This is a genomic window from Afipia massiliensis (assembly GCF_001006325.2).
Taxonomy (GTDB): domain Bacteria; phylum Pseudomonadota; class Alphaproteobacteria; order Rhizobiales; family Xanthobacteraceae; genus Afipia; species Afipia massiliensis_A.
In genome coordinates this window covers 1,773,647-1,794,029 of record NZ_LBIA02000001.1, presented here as the reverse complement: position 1 = coordinate 1,794,029, position 20,383 = coordinate 1,773,647, and the positions used below count along the sequence as shown (strand labels likewise).

14 protein-coding genes and 1 tRNA gene are annotated in these 20,383 nt (G+C 59.0%); 4 read left to right on the top strand and 11 right to left on the bottom strand.

The features are described from left to right. Positions 1-10: 10 nt before the first annotated feature. From YH63_RS08485 to YH63_RS08470, 4 genes are all read right to left on the bottom strand, one after another. The gene (locus tag YH63_RS08485; protein ID WP_046827985.1) at positions 11-784 is read right to left on the bottom strand and encodes a sulfite exporter TauE/SafE family protein; all 774 of its coding nucleotides are present in this window, start codon (positions 782-784) and stop codon (positions 11-13) included. A 175-nt stretch (positions 785-959) separates the two neighbouring features. Beyond that, positions 960-2,480 (bottom strand): acyl-CoA synthetase, encoded by a 1,521-nt coding sequence (locus YH63_RS08480; RefSeq protein ID WP_046829656.1) that lies wholly within the window; start codon positions 2,478-2,480, stop codon positions 960-962. 66 nt (positions 2,481-2,546) lie between these two features. Next, on the bottom strand, positions 2,547-3,737 hold the full coding sequence (locus YH63_RS08475; RefSeq protein ID WP_046827986.1) for an ABC transporter substrate-binding protein: 1,191 nt from the start codon (positions 3,735-3,737) through the stop codon (positions 2,547-2,549). A 62-nt stretch (positions 3,738-3,799) separates the two neighbouring features. Beyond that, positions 3,800-4,774, bottom strand: coding sequence for an NAD(P)H-dependent flavin oxidoreductase (locus YH63_RS08470; RefSeq protein ID WP_046827987.1), 975 nt, complete (start codon positions 4,772-4,774; stop codon positions 3,800-3,802). 96 nt (positions 4,775-4,870) lie between these two features. On the opposite strand from YH63_RS08470, the gene YH63_RS08465 reads away from it, so the two are divergent. Both YH63_RS08465 and YH63_RS08460 read left to right on the top strand, forming a co-directional pair. Continuing rightward, positions 4,871-5,770 (top strand): LysR family transcriptional regulator, encoded by a 900-nt coding sequence (locus YH63_RS08465; RefSeq protein ID WP_046827988.1) that lies wholly within the window; start codon positions 4,871-4,873, stop codon positions 5,768-5,770. Positions 5,771-5,941: 171 nt separating this feature from the next. After that, positions 5,942-7,072 (top strand): zinc-binding dehydrogenase, encoded by a 1,131-nt coding sequence (locus YH63_RS08460; RefSeq protein ID WP_046827989.1) that lies wholly within the window; start codon positions 5,942-5,944, stop codon positions 7,070-7,072. A gap of 111 nt (positions 7,073-7,183) precedes the next feature. Here the strand turns inward: YH63_RS08460 and YH63_RS08455 are convergent, their stop codons facing one another. Beyond that, entirely contained in the window at positions 7,184-7,918 is a 735-nt protein-coding gene (locus YH63_RS08455) for an outer membrane protein (RefSeq protein WP_137325157.1), read from the bottom strand. Positions 7,919-8,635: 717 nt separating this feature from the next. Here YH63_RS08455 and YH63_RS08450 point away from each other — a divergent pair. Both YH63_RS08450 and YH63_RS08445 read left to right on the top strand, forming a co-directional pair. Next, complete coding sequence (locus tag YH63_RS08450) at positions 8,636-11,116, top strand: glycosyltransferase (protein ID WP_052753833.1); 2,481 nt, start codon at positions 8,636-8,638, stop codon at positions 11,114-11,116. A 36-nt stretch (positions 11,117-11,152) separates the two neighbouring features. Continuing rightward, positions 11,153-12,985 (top strand): methyltransferase domain-containing protein, encoded by a 1,833-nt coding sequence (locus YH63_RS08445; RefSeq protein ID WP_170978674.1) that lies wholly within the window; start codon positions 11,153-11,155, stop codon positions 12,983-12,985. 295 nt (positions 12,986-13,280) lie between these two features. Here YH63_RS08445 and YH63_RS08440 read toward each other — a convergent pair. From YH63_RS08440 to YH63_RS08415, 6 genes are all read right to left on the bottom strand, one after another. Then, positions 13,281-13,370, bottom strand: a tRNA-Ser gene (locus YH63_RS08440). An 89-nt stretch (positions 13,371-13,459) separates the two neighbouring features. Next, a complete protein-coding gene (locus YH63_RS08435; protein ID WP_046827991.1) occupies positions 13,460-14,956 on the bottom strand; it encodes an alpha,alpha-trehalose-phosphate synthase (UDP-forming) in 1,497 nt (498 codons plus the stop codon). Between the two features lie 278 nt (positions 14,957-15,234). Next, positions 15,235-17,073 (bottom strand): glycoside hydrolase family 15 protein, encoded by a 1,839-nt coding sequence (locus YH63_RS08430; RefSeq protein ID WP_046827992.1) that lies wholly within the window; start codon positions 17,071-17,073, stop codon positions 15,235-15,237. Then, positions 17,070-17,882: a trehalose-phosphatase gene (otsB, locus tag YH63_RS08425; RefSeq protein ID WP_046827993.1), complete on the bottom strand. Its 813-nt coding sequence runs from the start codon at positions 17,880-17,882 to the stop codon at positions 17,070-17,072. The genes YH63_RS08430 and otsB overlap by 4 nt, the downstream gene beginning before the upstream one ends. A gap of 3 nt (positions 17,883-17,885) precedes the next feature. Next, on the bottom strand, positions 17,886-19,385 hold the full coding sequence (locus YH63_RS08420) for an MFS transporter (RefSeq protein WP_046827994.1): 1,500 nt from the start codon (positions 19,383-19,385) through the stop codon (positions 17,886-17,888). A gap of 294 nt (positions 19,386-19,679) precedes the next feature. Beyond that, positions 19,680-20,333 (bottom strand): 3-oxoacid CoA-transferase subunit B, encoded by a 654-nt coding sequence (locus YH63_RS08415; RefSeq protein ID WP_046827995.1) that lies wholly within the window; start codon positions 20,331-20,333, stop codon positions 19,680-19,682. Positions 20,334-20,383: the final 50 nt, after the last annotated feature.

The following is a 20,383-nucleotide window of genomic DNA, read 5'->3' as shown; positions in this document are numbered from 1 at the left end:
CGGCTCGTCGTTACATCCAGCTTCGGATCAGCATATAGATCGCGACGCAGGAAATAACGCCGACAAAGGCGTCGTTGAGGAGCGTCCGCTTGTCTGCCAGCAAATGCGCGGACTTCACGCCCGCGAATCCACCGACCAGACCACCGGCGATAAAGACTGCGGTCAGCGGCCAATCCACCAGACCGGAGAAAGCGTAGCTCGTCGCCGTGGTCAGGCCGAAGGCCAGCACGGCCACCAGTGAGGAACTCACCGCATAAACCAGAGGCATGTCGGTCGCGAAGACGAGTGCGGGCACAATCAGGAAGCCGCCGCCGATGCCGAAGAAGCCGGAGAGCATTCCGGTCGCAAGCCCGAGACCGGCGAGCACCGGCGCATTGGCTTTGCTCAGCCGCACAAACTGGTTGCCGCTGTGATCGCGACGCCGTCGCATCAGGACGGCGACCACCAGCATCAACAGCGCGAACATCATCAACAGGCGCTGTCCATCAACCATTTTCCCGACCAGAGAACCCAGAAATGCTCCGATCACGCCGGCACCGGCGAGCACCGCCGCGCACCCCCATTTCACCATTCCCGAACGCGCGTGAATGATGAGGTTGAACGCCGCGCTCGCCGCAACGGCGAGCGAACTGGTGCCGATCGCCACATGCGCGTTCGGCACGCCGACCAGATAGACCATCAAGGGGACTGCGAGAATCGAACCGCCGCCGCCGACGAGACCCAGCGAAAAGCCGACAAGCGAGCCCGACGCCGCTCCGAGCAAGCCTTGCGCCAAGGACATCATGCAAAGAACATCATGCTGCTCGCCCCCCCGCCAGCGGTTCGTTCCGCCGTGCTGTTTCCGTTCAGGTCGGGACAACATGACACGATTTCAGCGCAGGAACACCGGCAACGGCAGAATTCAGCAGCTTTCAACAGGTCTGCGAGGTTGCGTTAACGCTTGGACGAGCAACCGCCCGTTATGCGGACGGGCGATTTTCCCAATACGGATCGCGCAGTTTTCGCTTGAAGATCTTGCCGCTGGCCTCGCGCGGTAGCGCGTCGAGGAAGTTGATCTCTTTCGGCACTTTGAAGTTCGCCAGCCGCTTGCGCAGATAGTCCTGCACATCCCTCGGCGTTAGCGCGGCGCTGGTATCCAGTTCGATGCAGGCGCACAGCCGTTCACCGAACTCCTCGTCCGGGATGCCGAACACCGCGCAGTCGCGCACGCCGTCCATGCCGATCAAGGTATTCTCGATTTCTGCCGGGTAGATGTTGACGCCGCCCGAAATCACCATGTCGCGTTTGCGGTCGCACAGGAACAGGTAGCCGTCCTCGTCGAGGTAACCGACGTCGCCGACGCTGATCAGGCCTTCCCGGCCGGCTTCCTCGCGCGCGCCCGCCTTGCGATGATAATCAAAATCCGGGATCGCGGTTTGCCGCATGAAGATCTCGCCGATCTCGTTCACGCCGCAGGGCTCGCCGTTCGGGCCGAAAATCTTGACGATGCCGCCTTCGATGGCGCGCCCGACGGTGCCGGGTTTCGCCAGCGCCTCCTGCGCCGAATGCCAGATTGGAATTCCGGTTTCGGTCGAGCCGAAATACTCGTGAACCACCGGCCCCCACCATTCGATCATCGCCCGTTTCACCGGCGCCGGACACGGTGCGGCGCCGTGCACCACGAAGCGCAATGACGACAGATCGTAGCGCGTCTTCACCTCGTCAGGCAGCCGCAGCAGGCGCACAAACATCGTCGGCACCATATGCATGTGCGTGACCTTGTGCCGCTCGATCAACTGAAGCAGATCCTCGGGATCGAAGCGCGGCTCCAGCACGATGGTGCAGTCATGGCGGAACGCCAGCATGCCATAGGAATTCGGCGCCGAATGATACATCGGCCCGTTCATCAGAATGATCTGATCCTCATTCGGCTTCACGCCATAGGTAATGGCACTCACCCGTTCGGCGATAGCTATTTGCTCGGGTTGCATCGGCAGATGCCGGACACCCTTTGGCCGGCCCGTAGTGCCGGAGGTATAGAACATCGGCGATGCCCGGCCCGGCGCGTCCTTGGACGGTGCATGGCTGTCGCGCCACGTATCCCAATCCACCAAGCCATCGGGCACACGCGCCAACTCAGGCGAAACACTGAACATGTCCGCGATTTCAGGCGGCGTCGCCACCACCAGCAGCGGCAGCCGCTTCGGCAAGCCGTCCTTGATCTGGGGTAGCAGGTCGGCGTGGCAGACCAGCGCTTGAGCGCCGCTGTCGGCCAGAATATAGGCAACCTCCTCGGCCTTCAGGTGCCAGTTGATCGGCACCACCGGCGAACCAAGCATCGCGGCGGCCGATGAAGCTTCGAAGAATGCGAAATCGTTGCGCAGCATCATTCCAACGGGCGCGCCATCGCGAACGCCGAGCGCCTTGAAGCCATTCGCGGCGCGTGCGATGCGCTCTTGAATCTCGGGAGTGCTGATCTGGCGATCGCCGCTGATGATCATGGTGTCGTTCCGGTTGGAAAAGGACGAGAACGGGCGCACCGCATCCGCGACGCGCCCGCTATGGCTTTACTGATCGTCGAGAACCTTGCCGAACCCGACCCAGCTCTTGCCGTCGAAGCGACGCAGCAGCAACTGCTGGAACGGCAGGTAATCGTCCGGACCGGTAGTGATCGTGATGCCAGGCAACAGCAACGGCAACTGAAGGTCCTTCAGCGACGCGGCCTGACGCTTGATGTTCTCGGCACTGAAATCGTCCTTGCACGCCTTGAGAACGGCGACCATCAGTTGGGCGTAGTTATATCCGGCGGCATAGTTGGAATTGTTGAGATCTGCATTCGGCATGTACTGCTTCATGAACGCGAAGTAGTCCTTCACGCCCGGATCGTTCGCCCACTGAACGTCCTGGACGTCCTTCTGGTTGCTGGACGAGATCATGCCGACGGCATTCTCGAGACCGGCCGGCGCGAGAAACGAGATCGACGCCGCCGAGGTTGGCAGGAAGGTCAGTTCGGGCTTCCAGCCCAGTTCAGCAATGCCCTTGATCAGCTGCGACGTGAATTTCCCAAGCACCACGCCGAACAGCACGTCAGCCCCGGAAGCCTTCAAGCTCGCGAGCTGCGAGCTGATGGTCGGCGCGCTGGTTTCATAGCTGACCTCTGAGACGATCATCGTGGCAGCCTTGGCGCCGAGCGCGCGCTTGAAGCCGTTGACGTAGTCGCGGCCGAAATCATCGTTCTGCGCCAGGATTGCGATCTTCGCGTTCGGCTTGGTTTGCAGGATGTACTTGGCGTAAATGACGCCCTCGGACTCGTAGGCCGCCATGCCTGGCATCGTGTACGGGAAGCCCTTCGGATCGGCCCACTTGGTCGCACCGCTGAGGACGAAGAGCTGAGGAATCTTCTTGCCGTTGAGATAGCGATGCACAGCGTTATTGGTCGCGGTGCCGAGCGAGCCGAACATCACCTGCACCTCGTCCTGCTCGACGAGTTTGCGCGTGTGCTCGACGGTCTTCGGGGGTGAATAGGCGTCATCCATACTGATGAACTTCACCTTGCGCCCGTTAATGCCGCCCTCGGCATTGACCTTCTCGAAATACGCTTCCTGCACACGACCGATAGTGCCGAAGCCCGACAGCGGCCCGCTGTAAGGCAAGGTCTGTCCGATGCGGATTTCACCCTTTGCATCCGCCAGCGCTTGCGTCAGTCCGCAAGCGGTGAGCGTCATCAACGCAATCGCGCGCAATGGTCCGGCTCTCATGTTTCTCTCCCTGGGTTGATTGATATTATCGGACCGCGCTTATACGCGTGCCCGCCACTCGTTCAGGCGCTCGCGCGCCTTGCGAAATCGCCACTGGCTTCAGCAAATTCCGCCTTCAGGCGCTCGACCAGTTCCGCCACCGGCGGCACATCGGTGATCTGGCCGATGCCCTGCCCCGAGCCCCAGATGTCGCGCCATGCCTTGACCTTCATGTTGCCGCCCGAGCCGAAGTTCATCTTGGTCTTGTCGGCGACCGGCAGATTGTCGGGATCGAGGCCCGCGGCCGCAATCGACGGGCCGAGATAGTTGCCGTGAACGCCGGTGAACAGGTTGGTGTAGACCGTGTCATGGGCCGCGTAGTCGGTCAGCGCCTTCTTGTAGGCCTCGTCGGCATTGGCCTCGACAGTGGCGATGAAGCGCGTGCCCATGTAGGCCATGTCGGCACCGAGCGCGAGCGCAGATGCAATGCCCCAGCCGTCGGAGATTGCGCCCGACAGCAGGATGGTGCCCTTGAACCACTGCTTCACTTCACGCACCAGCGCGAAGGGCGACAGCGTTCCGGCATGACCGCCCGCGCCGGCGCAGACCAGAATGAGGCCATCAACACCCTGCTCCGCCGCCTTGCGCGCATGCTTCACATTGATCACGTCGTGGAACACGACGCCGCCATAGGAATGCGCTGCATCGACAATCTCGGACGGCGGACGCAGCGACGTGATGATGATCGGAACCTTGTGCTTCACGCAGGTTTCCATGTCTTTCATCAGGCGATCGTTGGAGGCGTGGCAGATCTGGTTGACCGCGTAGGGCGCGACCTTCTTGTGCGGGTTCAGCGCCTGGTATTCGCCGAGTTCGTCCTCGATCTGCGTCAGCCATTCGCCGAGTTTCTCGACCGGCCGCGCGTTCAACGCCGGAAACGAACCGACGATGCCGGCCTTGCATTGCGCGATGACGAGTTCGGGGCCCGACACGATAAAGAGCGGCGACCCGAGAACGGGCAGTTCAAGCGTACCGGTGAGAGAAGCTGGAAGCGGCATCAGATTTTCCTGCGTTGAATGTGAGCGACGATAACATCTTGACCCGCCCCCCATATCTCCAATATTGAACACTTATTGCATCAGGATTGAACAGCAATGGATTGGGACCTTTGCCGAACTTTCATTGCCGTTGCGGAATCCGGCAGCTATCTCGGCGCCGCGCGACGGCTGCGCTCGAGCCATCCAACTGTCGGACGCGAAATCGCCGCGCTGGAAACCCAGCTTGGCACCAAATTGTTTGTCCGCTCCAATGACGGACTGGTGCTGACGGCGCAGGGCCGCCGCTTCCGCGAACACACCGATATGATGGAGGCCGCCGCACTGCGGGCCGAAGCCGCAGTGTCCGCCACGGGCACGAAAGCGCGAGGACTGGTCAAATTTTCAATCGGTCCGACGCTCGCCGCCTATTGGCTGATGCCGCATATGGCGTCATTCATCGAGACCCACCCCGACGTCCAGATCGAATTCGTCACCCATCCGTTCCCGGTGAGCGTGCGCAAGCGCGAGGCGGATATCGTGTTGCGCATCTATCAAAGCGGCGACGAAAATCTCGTTGGCCGCAAGATCGCGCGCCTCGGCGTCGGCTTCTACGCTTCGCGCGACTATGCCGCTCGCCGTCCGCTGCCCGCGCACCGCGACGACTGGAAGCACCACAACATCGTCGGCTTCGCGGACCGGGCCTCGAACGCCGAACTCGGACGCTGGAGCGATCATGTCGCGCGGCAGGCCTCCGTGGTGATGCGCTGCTCATCGCAAGCTGACATGCTGGCCGCCGTCCGCGCCGGAATCGGCATTTGCGCCATGTCCTGCATCGTCGGCGATGCGCATGATGACCTGATCCGCGTCGCACCGCAAAAGCTGGCCGGCATTTCCGACATCTGGTTGCTGGCGCATCCAGACCTGATCGACCTGCCGCCGGTCCGCGCCGTGATCAATTTCGTCACGCAACGCTCCCGCGCCGATCGCGAGATTCTCAGCGGCGCCACGAAGACGTGAAACGCGCCGCCCCTCGCGTGACGACGAAACGTCCGCAAGTCAATTACTTATATTTGAGCCGCCGCATTGCCTGCGGGCTTCAATCCGGCGCAAAGTGTGCCCTCTGCCGCCAACGTGCGGCTACAGCCACGCGTTCACAAGCAAGAATGTAAATTGTCACGGGAGATCACAATGGGTTTCGAGGGACTTCAGCTTCGCTCCTTGATCAAGAAGAGCGGCGAACTCGAACTGTCGCTGGCCAAGGTCAAAATTCCCGAGCCGGCCGCCGACGAAGTCATCGTCCGCGTCGAGGGCTCTCCGATCAACCCCTCCGATCTCGGCCTCCTTCTGGGTGCAGCCGATATGACGACTGCCAAATCATCCGGCACCGGCGATAGCATCGTTGTGACAGCAGCGGTCCCGGAGCCGTTGATGCGAGCGATGGCGGGGCGCCTCGATGAATCGATGCCGGTCGGAAATGAAGGCGCCGGTGTTGTCGTCGCGGCAGGAAGCTCCAGCAGAGCCCAGTCGATGATCGGCAAGATGGTCGCTATGATCGGCGGCGCCATGTATGCGCAGTACCGCTGCATCAAGGCCGCCGACTGCCTCGTCCTTCCAGATGGAACGACAGCGGCGGAAGGCGCTTCGTGCTTCGTCAATCCGCTGACATCCCTGGGCATGACCGAAACCATGCGGCGAGAGGGACACAAGGCGCTCGTGCATACCGCTGCGGCATCAAATCTCGGCCAGATGCTCAACAAGATTTGCCTCAAGGACGGCGTCAGCCTCGTCAACATTGTGCGCAATGCCGAGCAGGACGCGATCCTCCGCAAGATCGGCGCGACCTACGTCTGCAACTCCAGCAGTGCAACCTTCATGGACGACCTGACGCAAGCTTTGGTGGCGACCGGCGCAACGCTGGCATTCGACGCCATCGGCGGCGGCAAGCTGGCAGGCCAGATCCTGGCTTGCATGGAGGCGGCCGCCAACAAGACCGCCAAGGCCTACAGCCGATATGGCTCGACCGTTCACAAGCAGGTCTACATTTACGGCGGCCTCGATACCCGTCCGACAGAAATCAACCGGAGCTTCGGGATGGCCTGGGGCGTCGGCGGCTGGCTGCTGTTCCCGTTCTTGCAAAAGATAGGCCCTGCGGAGGCGCAGAAGTTGCGCGAACGCGTTGCCGCCGAACTCAAGACCACCTTCGCCAGCCATTACACGCAGGTCGTGTCGCTGCAGGAAGCGCTGCAGCTCTCGAACATCGCCGCCTACGGCAAGCGCGCAACGGGCGAGAAGTTTCTTATCAATCCGAACAAGGCTTGATGGTTGCGCAACCCGCCGAAGGCGGATCGCGTCGACAACTCCGATATTGCGAAAGCACAACAAAAAAGGCCCCGGTTATCCGGGGCCTTAAGTTTGTCTGGAGAAAACTTATTAGTACTTCGCGACGACCGGGCCACCCCAGTTGAAGCGATAGTTCACGCCAACCTTCACAGTGTGGAGGTCGTCCTTGTAGCTGAGCGCCTGCGCGACGGGGCCGACAGTCGTGAAGGCAACATTGGTGGTGTCGAAGTTGTAGTACTGGTACTCAACCTTCGCCGACCAGGCTGGGGCGAACATGTATTCCAGACCGCCACCGACAGTGTAGCCGGTCGATTCGCGGCTAGCGACGGCTGGCAGGAAGCCAGCGGTTGCAGCAAGGCCGTTGTCGTCACGGAACGCGACACCGCCCTTAGCGTAGATCAGGCCCGGACCCCAGGTGTAGCCGAGGCGGCCGGTGATCGAAGCGAGCCAATCCGAACGATCACGGAACGAGTCGATGCCGTTGCTGAAGGTGCGGTCGCTGCCCGAGAGGCCGGAGATCTGGCCTTCGATACCAACCAGCCAGTTCGGAGCGAACTGGTAGTCAGCGCCGAGCTGGCCGCCGCCGAGGAACGCTGCTTCGCGGTTGCTGCCGGTCAAACCGGGGAGCGTGGTTGCGTACCCGTTGTCACCGCCGAACGCGGCGCCGATGTGCGCACCGACGTAGATGCCGGTCCAGTTGAAAATCGGCGCTGGAGCGTAAACCGGCGCCTTGGTGTAGGTGCGGGCCGGCAAGTCGGCAGCGACCGAAGCAGTGGAAGCCAGAACGGCAGCCGAGAAAGCCAGCAGTGCGGAACGATAACCCATCTCTATATCTCCCCATGTTGAGTTGGGCGGACCCTATCGGCGCCCCAGTTAACGAGAAATGGACGACGGCCCGGATGGGTTCCGTCTATTGGCCTCACACGATGCATTCTCTTCCGGCGTGACAAAAAAGAGACTCCAGCGACTGATTCCGAAAGGAACCGTTAAGCATAACGTGGGGCACACCGCGTCCGTGATGGCCTGCACCAGGATCTTTCGCAGCCGGCGACCTTCGAGCAGGCCTTGCGGAAGCAGACGAGCGGCATCAATCCCGGGATTCAGCCGACCCGTGCGCCTCGTGAGACGATACTGCAAAGCCCGCCGCGATACGCGTCGCGCACGAACTTCGAACCGAGCAGATCACTCATCTAAACCCCAGAGCCGTCCAACAATCCCCATACACATCTATGACTGAGGATCCGCACTCTGAGTCAGCCTTCAGAAGGCCGGATTGAAACGTCGCCTTGAATTGCTGGCGCCGTTTGCGCTGATAGGGTGGGCGACACAGGAACAGCTTGTTCGGCATCAGCGCGAACGGCACAAGGTTGTCCCAAATTCATAACTCTTCTCACTCGCACAAGACGCCAAGTAATCGAAAAATCGAACAGTTTAGCGCATCTTTGCGCCAATACGGATTTGTGCAAGGGTAAGGACATTCAGATCCTTCCATAGGACCAGGGCGTTCGCGGCGCGCTCAACGCTGATCGGGGCATACAAGCGATGGACTACATCTACTACTGGCAGAAGGGCGAACGCGTTCAGAACTTCGGAGACTATCTCGCAGAATTCTTCATGGAGGAGCTCTTTTATCCGATCGGCAACGCGAAGAACTGCGTCTTTATCGGGGGAAGCGTCATAGACGATCTGTTCGTGCCCGAACCCCAAGACGACAATCGCGAAACCAAGATTGTTTTCTGGGGGTCTGGGGTGCGGACCAAGGGGGGACCGTCCGAGCATCGCCGGAAGGGAGTTCAGTTCCTTGCCGTGCGAGGCACTGCTACGGCCTCGGCTCTTCGGCTCGGCGCAGCGGTACCCATCGGAGACCCAGCATTCCTGCTTCCCGCACTATATACGCCAAGGCCTGCTAATAGCTTTATCAACAAAACTGTATGCATCCCGCACTTTCATGATCAACGTTCCGATGAAGAGCTGAGGAAGCTCAGTGGATGCGATGAAGTCCTGAGGCCAAATCTTTCATCCCACACAAGTGAGCTGCGTCGATTCATCGATGCGGTCGGGTCGGCGAAGTTTGTCCTATCGGCAGCGATGCATGGCGCGGTTACGGCAGCTGCATACAATCGCCCCTTCGGGTTCTGGGACAACGGGGAAATCGATGTTCCATTGAAATGGGAAGAGATCGCAGAGCAACTCAGTATCCCGCTTGTCTTCTCGTCGTCATTGCCGGAGGCCCTGGCCAATTATGAAAAGTCGATCCGGCCGGCTGTGAGAATTCCTTCGCTGATTGCTTCGCTAAGCAGGGCGCCCTTTCCGATCCGTCCCGCCGCTCTCCTTAACGTTGTAAAATTCGAGCTGGCAAATGCGCCAGCAGAGAAGGCACTATCAAAGCTGGAATCAATCATCTCGCTGTTCGAGCGCCAGAGCGAACTGCAGGACGATGCCCTCACCGATATCGGACTTGGCTATGCGGACACGCATCGCCGCCTGGCCGCCGCGCAAGAGGCTGCAACAGGCCTCCAGAGAGAATTATCCGAGCAAAAACGAGAGCTGGCATTTCAGGTAGAGCGCGGGAAGAGCCTGGAACGAAGAGAAGAACTGCGTCTAACATCCGTGAGGCGGACTTTTGAAGAAAGCACCTCTTGGAAACTGACCAAACCTCTGCGAGCTGCCGCGCGTCGAATACCCGATTCAACTCGCAATGGGCGCTACTTTAAGCTCGCGAAGTATCTGGTCACTTTTCAAGTTGATCCAATAAAAAGAAAACTCGCCACATCGACGAGACCGGCAAGAATGCGGCTTAGGCAGATCCTTACCAAACCGGTTGTTGCCCGCGAGAACGCGATCGAGAGCCCCCCATCGAGTCTTCCTATCAAGCGCGAACACACGCTCAAAGACAAAGCAGGGAAGAGGCATGCCCTGATCATAGATAGCGTCTACCCGCGACCAAATGAGGATTCAGGATCAGTGGATGCGATGAATCTCATCCTGTCCCTCAAAGCACTCGGCTATGATGTGTCATTCCTGCCAACAGCCGAATTTGCCTCAGACAGTCCGAACAAACGCGCGTTAGAGGCAACCGGCGTTTCGTGTCCAAGCTCCCGGAATTACGCCTCACCAGAAGAGGTCATCAAATCCTTGGGACGCTCAGTCGATGTTTGCATCCTGTCTCGGGTTCACGCGGGTGGAGCGTTCATGGAAAGTGTCAGGCGTCACTGCGTCGACGCGAAGGTCATCTTCAATACCGTAGACCTGCATTTTCTTCGCGAGCAGAGAGATGCACATCTCAAGGGCGACAGAAAATTGCTCAACCTCGCTCTCAGAACCAAAGAACGTGAGTTGGCACTCATACGCCTTGCCGACACAACTGTCGTGGTGTCTGAGGCCGAGGACGATCTCTTAAAGAAGATCGTTCCCGGCTCACCCGTTTACACCCTGCCGCTGGCGCGCGCGGTGGTCAGAAGCAACGTAGGGTTCTCCGAGCGGCGCGGCGTGGGATTTATCGGCGGATACGCACACACACCAAATGTCGATGCCGTACACCATTTCCTGGACAGCATTTGGCCGATCGTCCGCAAGCAGCTGCCTGACGTCGAATTTTATGCAATGGGCGCGGATATGCCGGCCGATATCATAAACCGTCGCGAGCCGGGATTCGTCGCCCTCGGACATGTCCCAGATTTGGCAGGCGCCTTGAGCAAGATTCGAGTGATGGTTGCACCGCTTCGTACTGGAGCGGGCGCAAAAGGAAAGGTTGCCACCTCGCTAGCGCATGGCGTGCCTTGTGTGCTGTCTCCAATTGCTGCCGAGGGGATGGGTCTTTCCGATGGAAAGAATGTCGCTGTCGGAGAGACTGACGAATCATTCGCAGCGCACCTCGTTGAAATGTACTTGAAGGCAGATAAGTGGGCCGCGATGTCTGAAGCGGGACTGGCGCTTATGGAGAAGGAATTTTCTCTCGATGCGAATAGAGAGCGGATATCGAAACTGCTTTTATCCGCAGGCGCCCCGGCTCCGATTCACTGATTTGTTACGATGCCTATGACGAAAAGGAGCGACGACTTGATATTCTTTACGATCTGTTCGAAAAACTTCCTGGGCTATGCGCTTGCCCTGTACAGGTCACTCGTCGCTCATCAAGCATCTGTGCATTTTCACGTCGCGGTTTGTGACGACCTTTCAAATTTTGATCGGCTACAATTTCCTTTCGAAATTCTAAGCATCGACCAATTGGGCATCCCGAATTTTGACGAGATGCGCCGTCGCTACAACATCACAGAGCTGAACACCGCGATCAAACCTTTCGTTTTCTCGTATTTGTTCGATTCGCAGCCTAACCAGCCTGTCGTTTACCTGGATCCGGATATTTTCATTGTCTCCCCGCTGGACGAGCTGAATCAGCTCATCGAAGCTGGCCCTGATTGCATTCTTACCCCTCACATATCTGAACCCGCCGAATATGCGGAAATGAGCGATGACAAGTTTCTCCAGTATGGGATCTACAATCTTGGTTTCTGCATGCTGCGAGGAACCGATGAAGTACGAAGGGTCGCTTCCTGGTGGGGGCGAAGACTAGAAACTCATTGCGTTATTGATCTGCCTAATGGACTTTTCGTCGATCAGAAGTGGGCCGATTTGTTGCCTGCCTTCATAAGCAATACAAAGATTCTGCGGCACCCAGGCTATAACGTCGCTTACTGGAACTTGTCACAAAGACGCGTTCGCCGGGAAGAAGATGTCTGGACTGTAAACGGAGAGCCACTTCGTTTTTTCCACTTCAGCGGCAACAAGATTGAAGACACATCAATCTTATCGCGCCACAGCTCACAGTTTAGTATTGGCAACTCGGGCGACGTGTCACTCCTGCTCGACCGATACAGAGACGAAGTGTTCTTTAACGGGCACTCGCACTACACGACCGTTCCTTACGGATTTAGCTGGAGCGGATCGTCTGGTCACAACGCGCACACGGATGAAAGCATTGCTCGAGAACGGCAATCCCGAAAGGGAGACATTCCGCACCTGCCGCTTCTGAAATCACGCTCTCTCGAAGAGTATGATGTTGCCCGCTCGTTTCTTCAAAATGTTATCCGTGACCGCGAGCAGATTGAACAAGAAGCTATCCCGTTTGGTGAGGATGCCTTCAGGCTCACAGGATACTGCGCCTGTTGCGCTAAAACACATAGCTTCCAGGTCAGCGGCATGTATTCGTCCAGGACTCTGGCGGATGGACGCGTCGTTCCAAATTGGCGTGAGCACTTGAATTGTCTTTCGTGCGGGCTGGTTAATCGCGTCCGCGCCTCGTTACAGATTTTCCGCCAAGAGTTTTCTCCGGCTGAAACCGATTCGATTTACATAACGGAAGCAATTACGTCGACGTATAGCTGGGTGAAGGAAAGATTTGCCAATACGACCGGAAGCGAATTCTTCCCGGATGCTCGACTGTCTGGCGAGATCAGAAACGGTGTTCTTCACCAGGATATTCAGTCAATGTCCTTTAAGGATCATTCGTTTGACCATGTCCTCAGTTTTGATGTGCTGGAGCACGTGCCATATCACAATAAGGCATTCGAGGAATTCTTCCGATGTCTGAAGCCAGGCGGAAGATTGCTTTTTACGGCTCCTTTCAGTGCCGCCTTGAACGACCACCACGTACAAGCAGAACTGAGTTCATCCGGAGAACTGATTATCCATGGCGAGCCGGAATATCACGGCAATCCGGTAGATATGGAAAAGGGCTCACTCAGTTTCAGGCGTTACGGGTGGCGGGTTCTCGATGAACTTCGGAAGGTCGGCTTTGAAGATTGTGAGGTTCTTACCTACTGGTCGAAAGAATTGCTTTATTTTGGAAACCCCCAGCATGTCATTTGCGCGACGAAGAGGGCGATAGCCTAGACAAGAGCGACTTCGACCGATCTTGATCAATCGTGCGGGAAGCGCCAGGCAAAACCGTTTGTGCGAAAGGGGCATTAGCAACGCCAAGTCGAAAACCTGAGATTGTGTACTGCTCTCGCGTGACACCTAGCGTCATCGCCTGGCGCGGCCGATTCAGGGGCTTACTTTTGCGCTGCCTAAGGCAACCCTCGGAATATGCCGGGACCGACACACGGCCGCTGTCGAAGCGAGACCGGCTTGAGGAAAATCCGCGTGGGAGCTTGCAGCCCATCTTGTGGGCGCAAATGGCATCTACTGGCGGAGAGAGCGGGATTCGAACCCGCGATACGGTTTCCCGTATACACACTTTCCAGGCGTGCGCCTTCAACCACTCGGCCACCTCTCCACGCGCCTGTCATGAAGGGGCGCGCGCCGATTTGCAAGAGAGCGCGGGCGTCAGCTCAAAATATTCCGTAAATATCTGAAGTTGAGGCACTAATTTGCCATGGGCCGGGGCCCAAAGTGCGCCGAATCACGCATCCGGCGATCGCCGAGGGCGGATACCCCCGCGACCCGCAGCGGCCGGACAACCGACGGCAACAGGCTCGGCCCCATGCCCGTATGCGCGGTCTCCAGCGCCTCGATAAATCCCGCAAACCAGCTGTGGATGGTGCCCGCGCGCAGTTTGGCCATCATCGCCTCCCACCGCATCCGGCGCTCGGTCGATGGCATCGACAACGCGGTCGCAATGGTGCGCGCCATGCCGTCGATATCGTGCGGATTAACCAGGAGCGCGGTGTCGAGTTCGTTCGCCGCGCCGGCAAATTTCGACAGCACCAGAACGCCGGGGTCGATGGGATTTTGAGCGGCGACATATTCCTTGGCCACCAGGTTCATACCGTCATGCAGCGGCGTCACCACGCCAACCTGCGCGGCTCGATAGAAACCGGCGAGCACGGTTTGGCTGAATCCCTTGCTGAGGTAGCGGATCGGCGTCCAGTCCACCTCGCCATGACGACCGTTGACCTCGGTCACCTGCCTCGACAGTTCGTCCTGCAGGTTGCTGTAGGCCTCGATCCCGCCGCGAGACGGAGTCGCGATCTGCAACAATGAAACAGAGCGCTTCAAGGAAGGCTGAATTTCGAACAGCCGGTCAAACGCGCCGATGCGATTGACGAGGCCCTTCGAATAATCCACCCGGTCGACACCGATCGCGAGACGCTCGCCATGCAGGCTCTTGCGCAGCCGCGACACGTCCGGATGCGACGCCGCGCGCTGGGCTTGTGCCGCGAATCCATCGACATCGATGCCGATGGGAAACACCGCGATGCGCGAAGTGCCGAAGCGGGAAGAAACACTGCCGCCCTCGACCTCAAGACCGAGCTCAGCGCGCAGATAGGTCGCGAAGTTCTCGCAATCGTCTTCGGTCTGGAAGCCAATCAAATCGTAGGCGAGCATCGACTCGACCAGATCGCGATGATGCGGGACACCGGCGATCACGCGGCGCGCAGGCCACGGCGTATGCAGGAAGAAGCCGAGCGGATTGCGAACCCCGAGCTCGCGCATCTCGGCGCCCAGCGTGAGGAAGTGATAATCCTGAATCCAGAACGCGGCGCTCGGCTTATTGAAGCGCATCAGCGCGCGCGCCATGAATGCGTTCACCTCGCGATAACACTGATAGTTATCCTGCGACACGCTGATCAGATCGGTGCGCGAATGCAAAGCCGGCCATAAGGCAGAATTGGCGAAGCCTTCGTAGTAGCCGCCGTAATGTGCCGCAGGAAGATCAAGCAGCGCGAGAGCGCCTGCGCCAAGCGACTCGATTTCAGCGAATGAATCCTTCGAGACGTTGTCGCGAACGCGACCGGATGAACCGACCCAGATCGCGCCGGACCTTTCAACTACAGGCAGCAACGCTGCTGCCAGTCCACCGGTCATCGGCTCATTTGCTTTTGCGCGAGCGACACGGTTGGAAACGACGACGAGATCCACAGGGTGCCCTCCCTAGTTTTGCAGCCGCAAAAACAACACCTGTTCATCAATATGGTTCCCTGCCACCCTTCAGACTGATTGATGTCAAATTCGGACAAGCAAAGCGGAACCGGGTTCCATTAAACAAAAGGGTGGAGCATTAAGAACGATTTGCATAGTCTTGACACAGACGGAATCGCGCAACGCGCACGTATGCAAAATACCGTCACCGATATTCTGCTTGATCAGCCGAAAGAGAATTCGATTTAACTGCGCGCATAGCTGTCGAAACAGCAATACTAACTGCGCCAGTAGCGATCTTCCCAGTTCCGCGACAACTTCATGCCGGTGAGAATTAGTCCCGCCATCGAATAGGTCTGCGGAAAATTCCCGAACAAGGCGCCGGTTTTCGGATCGACGTCCTCTGACAGCAGACCGTAGCGATTGCGATGCGCGAGTGCATCGGCAAACGCCTCGCGCGCTTCCTCACGCCGCCCCTGTTGCCACCAGGCATCGATCAACCAGAACCGGCAGATCAGGAACGCAGTCACCGGCAATCCGAAATCGTCTTCTGCGGCGTAGCGCATCACGTGCTTCTCGCGCAGCAATTCCCGCTCCATCACCGCCACCGTCTTGACGAAGCGCGGATCGTCGACCTCGCATACGCCAAGGTCTGGCAACAGCAGCACACTGGCGTCGAGATCGTCAGATCCGAATGCAGCAGTGAATGCTTCGCGTTTCGGATTCCACGCGCGCTCGAGCAATTCCTTATGGATCGGATCGGCGACCGAGTTCCAGTAAGCCGCGCGATCATGCAAGCCGAGCCGCGCAGCGATCGATGCGAGCCTGTTGACGCCCGCCCAGCACATCGCTGCTGAATGAGTGTGAATCCGTTGCCGTCCGCGATATTCCCAGATGCCCGCGTCCGGCTTCAGCGCGACATCGGCTGCTTTCTCTCCAAGGCCCTCCAGCAGGCGAAACAGCTTTTCACCAGCCGGCGTCGGCAACCGGCGATCGAAGAATAGCGGCAGCGCCGCGAGGATCACGCTGCCATAGGTATCGTGCTGGCTCTGCTCGACGGCGGCGTTGCCGACGCGAACCGGGCCATCGCCCCGATAACCCTTGAGATCGGCCGCTATCCATTCGTCGAGCGGGAGGTTCGGCACCACGCTATAGACCGGCTTCAGCGGTTCATCGGTATTCGCCGCAAGCGACAGCGTGAAACCGATGAAATCCTCCATCGTCTGCGTCGCACCAACGCGATTCAGCGCTTTCACCACGAAGTAAGCATCGCGCAGCCAGCAGAACCGATAATCCCAGGTACGCCCTGAACCCGGCGCTTCCGGGATCGACGTGGTGTGCGCGGCGATGATGCCGCCGGTTTCCTCGAAATTCGACAGCTTGAGCGTGATCGCGGCGCGGATGATCGCTTCCTGATAATCGTAAGAGATATAAAGACGTCGCACCCAATGCAGCCAGTACGCCTTGGTCTGTTCGGCGAACGACTTCGCGGTCGCGGCGAGGTCGCCGGGATAGGGCTCGTCGTGGCCAAACACCATGTGCACCGGTCGCGTCAGCACAAACGGTGATTCGTGCTCGATCATGGCGATTGGCGCATCGGTCGTGACGCGAACCGATGACTCTTCCTCGACGTAACGAATATGGTTGCTGCCGAGCGAGCTTCGCTTCAGCGGCTTGCCATAGGAATGAGTCGGCCGAATGCGAATGGTGATGCGCGGCAACCCGGCAATCGGCTCGATGATGCGAAAGAGCTGCGGCGGCCGGAACATGCGACCATATTGCCGGAAGCGCGGGGCAAAGTCGGTGATGCGAACGGCATTGCCCTTGGCATCGGTCAGTATGGTCTCAACCAAAGCCGTATTGCGGATGTACTCGGATTTGAAATCCACCATGCCGTCGAGCACGACGTCGCTGAAACCTTTCTCTTCGTCGCCCGCAAGTAATCGGGAGAAGACCGGATCGGCATCGAAGCGCGGGAAGCACCACCACACCAGCCGCGACGTCGGATCGACCAGCGCGGCGGTCTTGCAGTTGCCGATCACAGCAAGATCGAGGCCGTGATCGATCTTCGCGCCTGCTTCAGCCTGTAGTGCCGTGATTGCCTTGGGAATATTCATTGCGCCGCCATCGCTTCTTCATCGAGTAAATGCGTGAGCCAGGCGCGGACGTCTTTCGGGGCCTTGAACTGCCCGTTGACGCCGTGCGCACGCCGGCCCACCGAGAATGACACACCGCGAAACGCCGGCATGATGGCGAACACGGATTCGTCGGTGACATCGTCACCAATGAATATGGGATTGCGCCCGGAGAAAGGCGCGTGATTCATCAATTCGCGAACACCGGTCGCCTTGGTGAAACCAGCGGGCTTGATCTCGCACACGAATTTTCCCGGGAGCACTTCAATCGGGGCTTGCGGAAGATCGGCGCGGATCGCCGACACCGCTTCGTAGATCGTCCGCTCGAACTGCGGCGCCAGCCGGTAATGCAGCGCGACGGAGTAACCCTTGTCCTCATACAGGATGCCGGGACTGAGGTGAGAGATCGCGATGAAGCGCCGCTTCAGGTCATTGTCCATCGGGGGCGCGCACGACGCGACCGCCTCGCTCTCGACCGACAGCCGCATTTCCGCACCATGGCCGCCAACAGCCGGAAACTGCAACGGCGCAAAGATGACATCGATGTCGGTCAGCGAGCGGCCGCTGACCAGCGCGAGCGCGCCATCCAGCCGGTCATGCAGTGTTTGAAGAACCAAGCCGAGTTTCGGCGGCACCACGACGTCGCGAGGTGTCGGCGCAAGCTCAAGCAACGTGCCGTCGATATCGAGCAGCAACGCGGTCTGGTCCAGGTCCGGCACGATTCCGGCCGGCGCGGACAGCATGTCCCCCATGGATTTTGCGGCAAAATTCTCAGTCACGCGATGATCCATTCGTTATTCTTGCGCCGCCAGCGGCCGCGCAACCTCCTCAAGTGATTTGCACTCGGCATCGATGCAATAACGCCACGCGATGAACCCCGCTGCGACCATCAAAGCCGATCCAAGCAGATAACCGACAAACACGCTGTCGCGCGAACCGGTGTCGATCAACACGCCGAACAGCATTGGCCCGGCGATGCCACCGATGCCGGTGCCGATCGCATAAAACAGCGCGATGGCCAGAGCGCGAATCTCGAGCGGAAAGGTTTCGCTCACGGTGAGATACGCAGCACTGGCCGCCGGCGACGCAAAGAAGAAGATCACCATCCAGGCAATCGTCTGGGTTTGCGCACTAAGGACACCGATCGAGAACAGATACCCCGACACGGCGAGCAGGATGCCCGACACGCTATAGGTGAAGGCAATCATGGTGCGCCGCCCGACCGTGTCGAACAGCGAACCGAGCAGCAGTGGCCCGAGAAAATTTCCGGCCGCGAAAGGCAGGATGTACCAGCCGACATTTGCGGCGGGGATAGCGAAGAAATCTGTCAAAACCAAAGCATAGGTGAAGAAAATCGCGTTATAAAAGAATGCCTGCGCCACCATCAGCGACAGTCCCACCAAAGAGCGGCTGCGATAGGTCCGCAACAGGGTGACGGCGACCTCGCGCAGCGGGGTATGCGTGCGCATTTTCAGCTTTATTTTGGGTAACTGAGAACCGCTGCCGCGCGCCTCGACCATCACCGAGGATTCGATATCGTTCACGATCTTCAAGGCCCGCTCCGGGTGGCCGTGGATTATCAGCCAGCGTGGGCTTTCGGGAATCCAGAACCGCATCACGAATACGATCAGGCCGAGACCCGCGCCGGTTAGAAACGCCAGCCGCCAGCCCTTTTCAGGATCGATCACATTCGGATCGAGCAGCACGATTGCGCTCACCGCACCTATCGCTGCTCCGATCCAGAAACTGCCGTTGACGATCAGGTCGGTGCGACCGCGATAACGCGCAGGCACAAGCTCCTGAATGGTCGAATTGATCGCGGTGTATTCACCACCGATGCCCGCACCGGTCAGGAACCGGAAGAATGCGAAGCTTGCGAGACTCCACGAAAAAGCCGTTGCTGCTGTAGCTGCGAGATAGACCGCAAGTGTGACGAAGAACAGTTTCTTGCGTCCGATCCGGTCCGTCAGCCAGCCGAAGCCGATAGCCCCGAGAACCGCACCGGCAAGATATGCACTGGTGGCGATGCCGATATCGGTGTTGGTGAACTTGAGAACCGGACTCTCTTTCAGAGCACCCGACAATGCACCCGCAAGCGTCACCTCAAGACCATCGAGAATCCAGGTGATGCCGAGCGCCGCGATCACGCGGGTATGAAATCCGCTCCACGGCAGCGAATCCAGACGTGCGGGGATATCTGTCTCGACAGTCCCTTGAGCGAGCGCGACAGAGGAAGCGCTTTGTCGCGGTGAGGTCTGTGCGGGGGACATCTGGATGCTTGTCAAAGCTGACATCCCGCCGTCCCTTCTCCCGGTTCCACTCTCGACCCTTCGATGGACGCCGTGATCGGCGAAACGATGGCGGGCACCGCCGGATGCAATGCATCACGGCAGGTGTTGGAATTCTGCGCTGCAGGGTCTCCCCAGAACGCAACACGTCAGCGGAACGGCCCGGAACTTGTGGTTCCATGCCGTTTCGCACGACGGCGGATACATTCGCCGCCGTCCGTAGTACCAACACCGAGATAAGAGAGTGGTTCCATATGGAACCCGCGTGACCCGATCGGCCCTGCGGGTTCCACTGGTGGGTCAAGCCGCCCGCGCGGGCGGCATCATGTCCTTGTAGCCTGGAGCGAGTTCCAGTCTGGGTTCCGTCATGGCCTGCAATGTCTCCAGCGTCATGCCCGGTATCATTTCAGCCACGAGGAGACCCGCCGATGCAACATCGATCACCGCGTAGTTGGTGTAGATGCGCTTCACCACGCCCGCCGCCGTGAGCGGGTAGCTGCAGCGGAACTTGATGCGCGGCTGTCCCTTCTTGTCGGTGTGCTCCATGAGGACGCGAATTTCCTTGGCGCCGACCGCAAGATCCATCGCGCCGCCAACGCCGGGTGGAAACTCCGTGTCTTCCGTGGTCCAGTTGGCGAGATCGCCCTTTTCCGACACTTCGAATGCGCCGAGCAGGCTGACATCGAGATGGCCGCCGCGGATCATCAGGAACGCGTCGGCGTGATGGACGTAGCAACCACCAGTCACCAGCGTTGTCAGGTTCTTGCCGGCATCGGTAAGCTCTTCATCCTCCTCGCCGGGCTTCGGCGGACCGCCCATCCCGAGCACGCCGTTCTCGCTGTGAAAGATCACCTCGCGGGTTTTCGGCACAAAGCCCGAGGTCAGCGTCGGAATGCCGATGCCGAGATTGACGTAAGCACCCTCCGGCAAATCCTGCGCAGCGCGCCATGCCATCTGGTGACGCGTCAAAGGGGTGTAACGGGCGGTTGCATCAAGGGTCACGT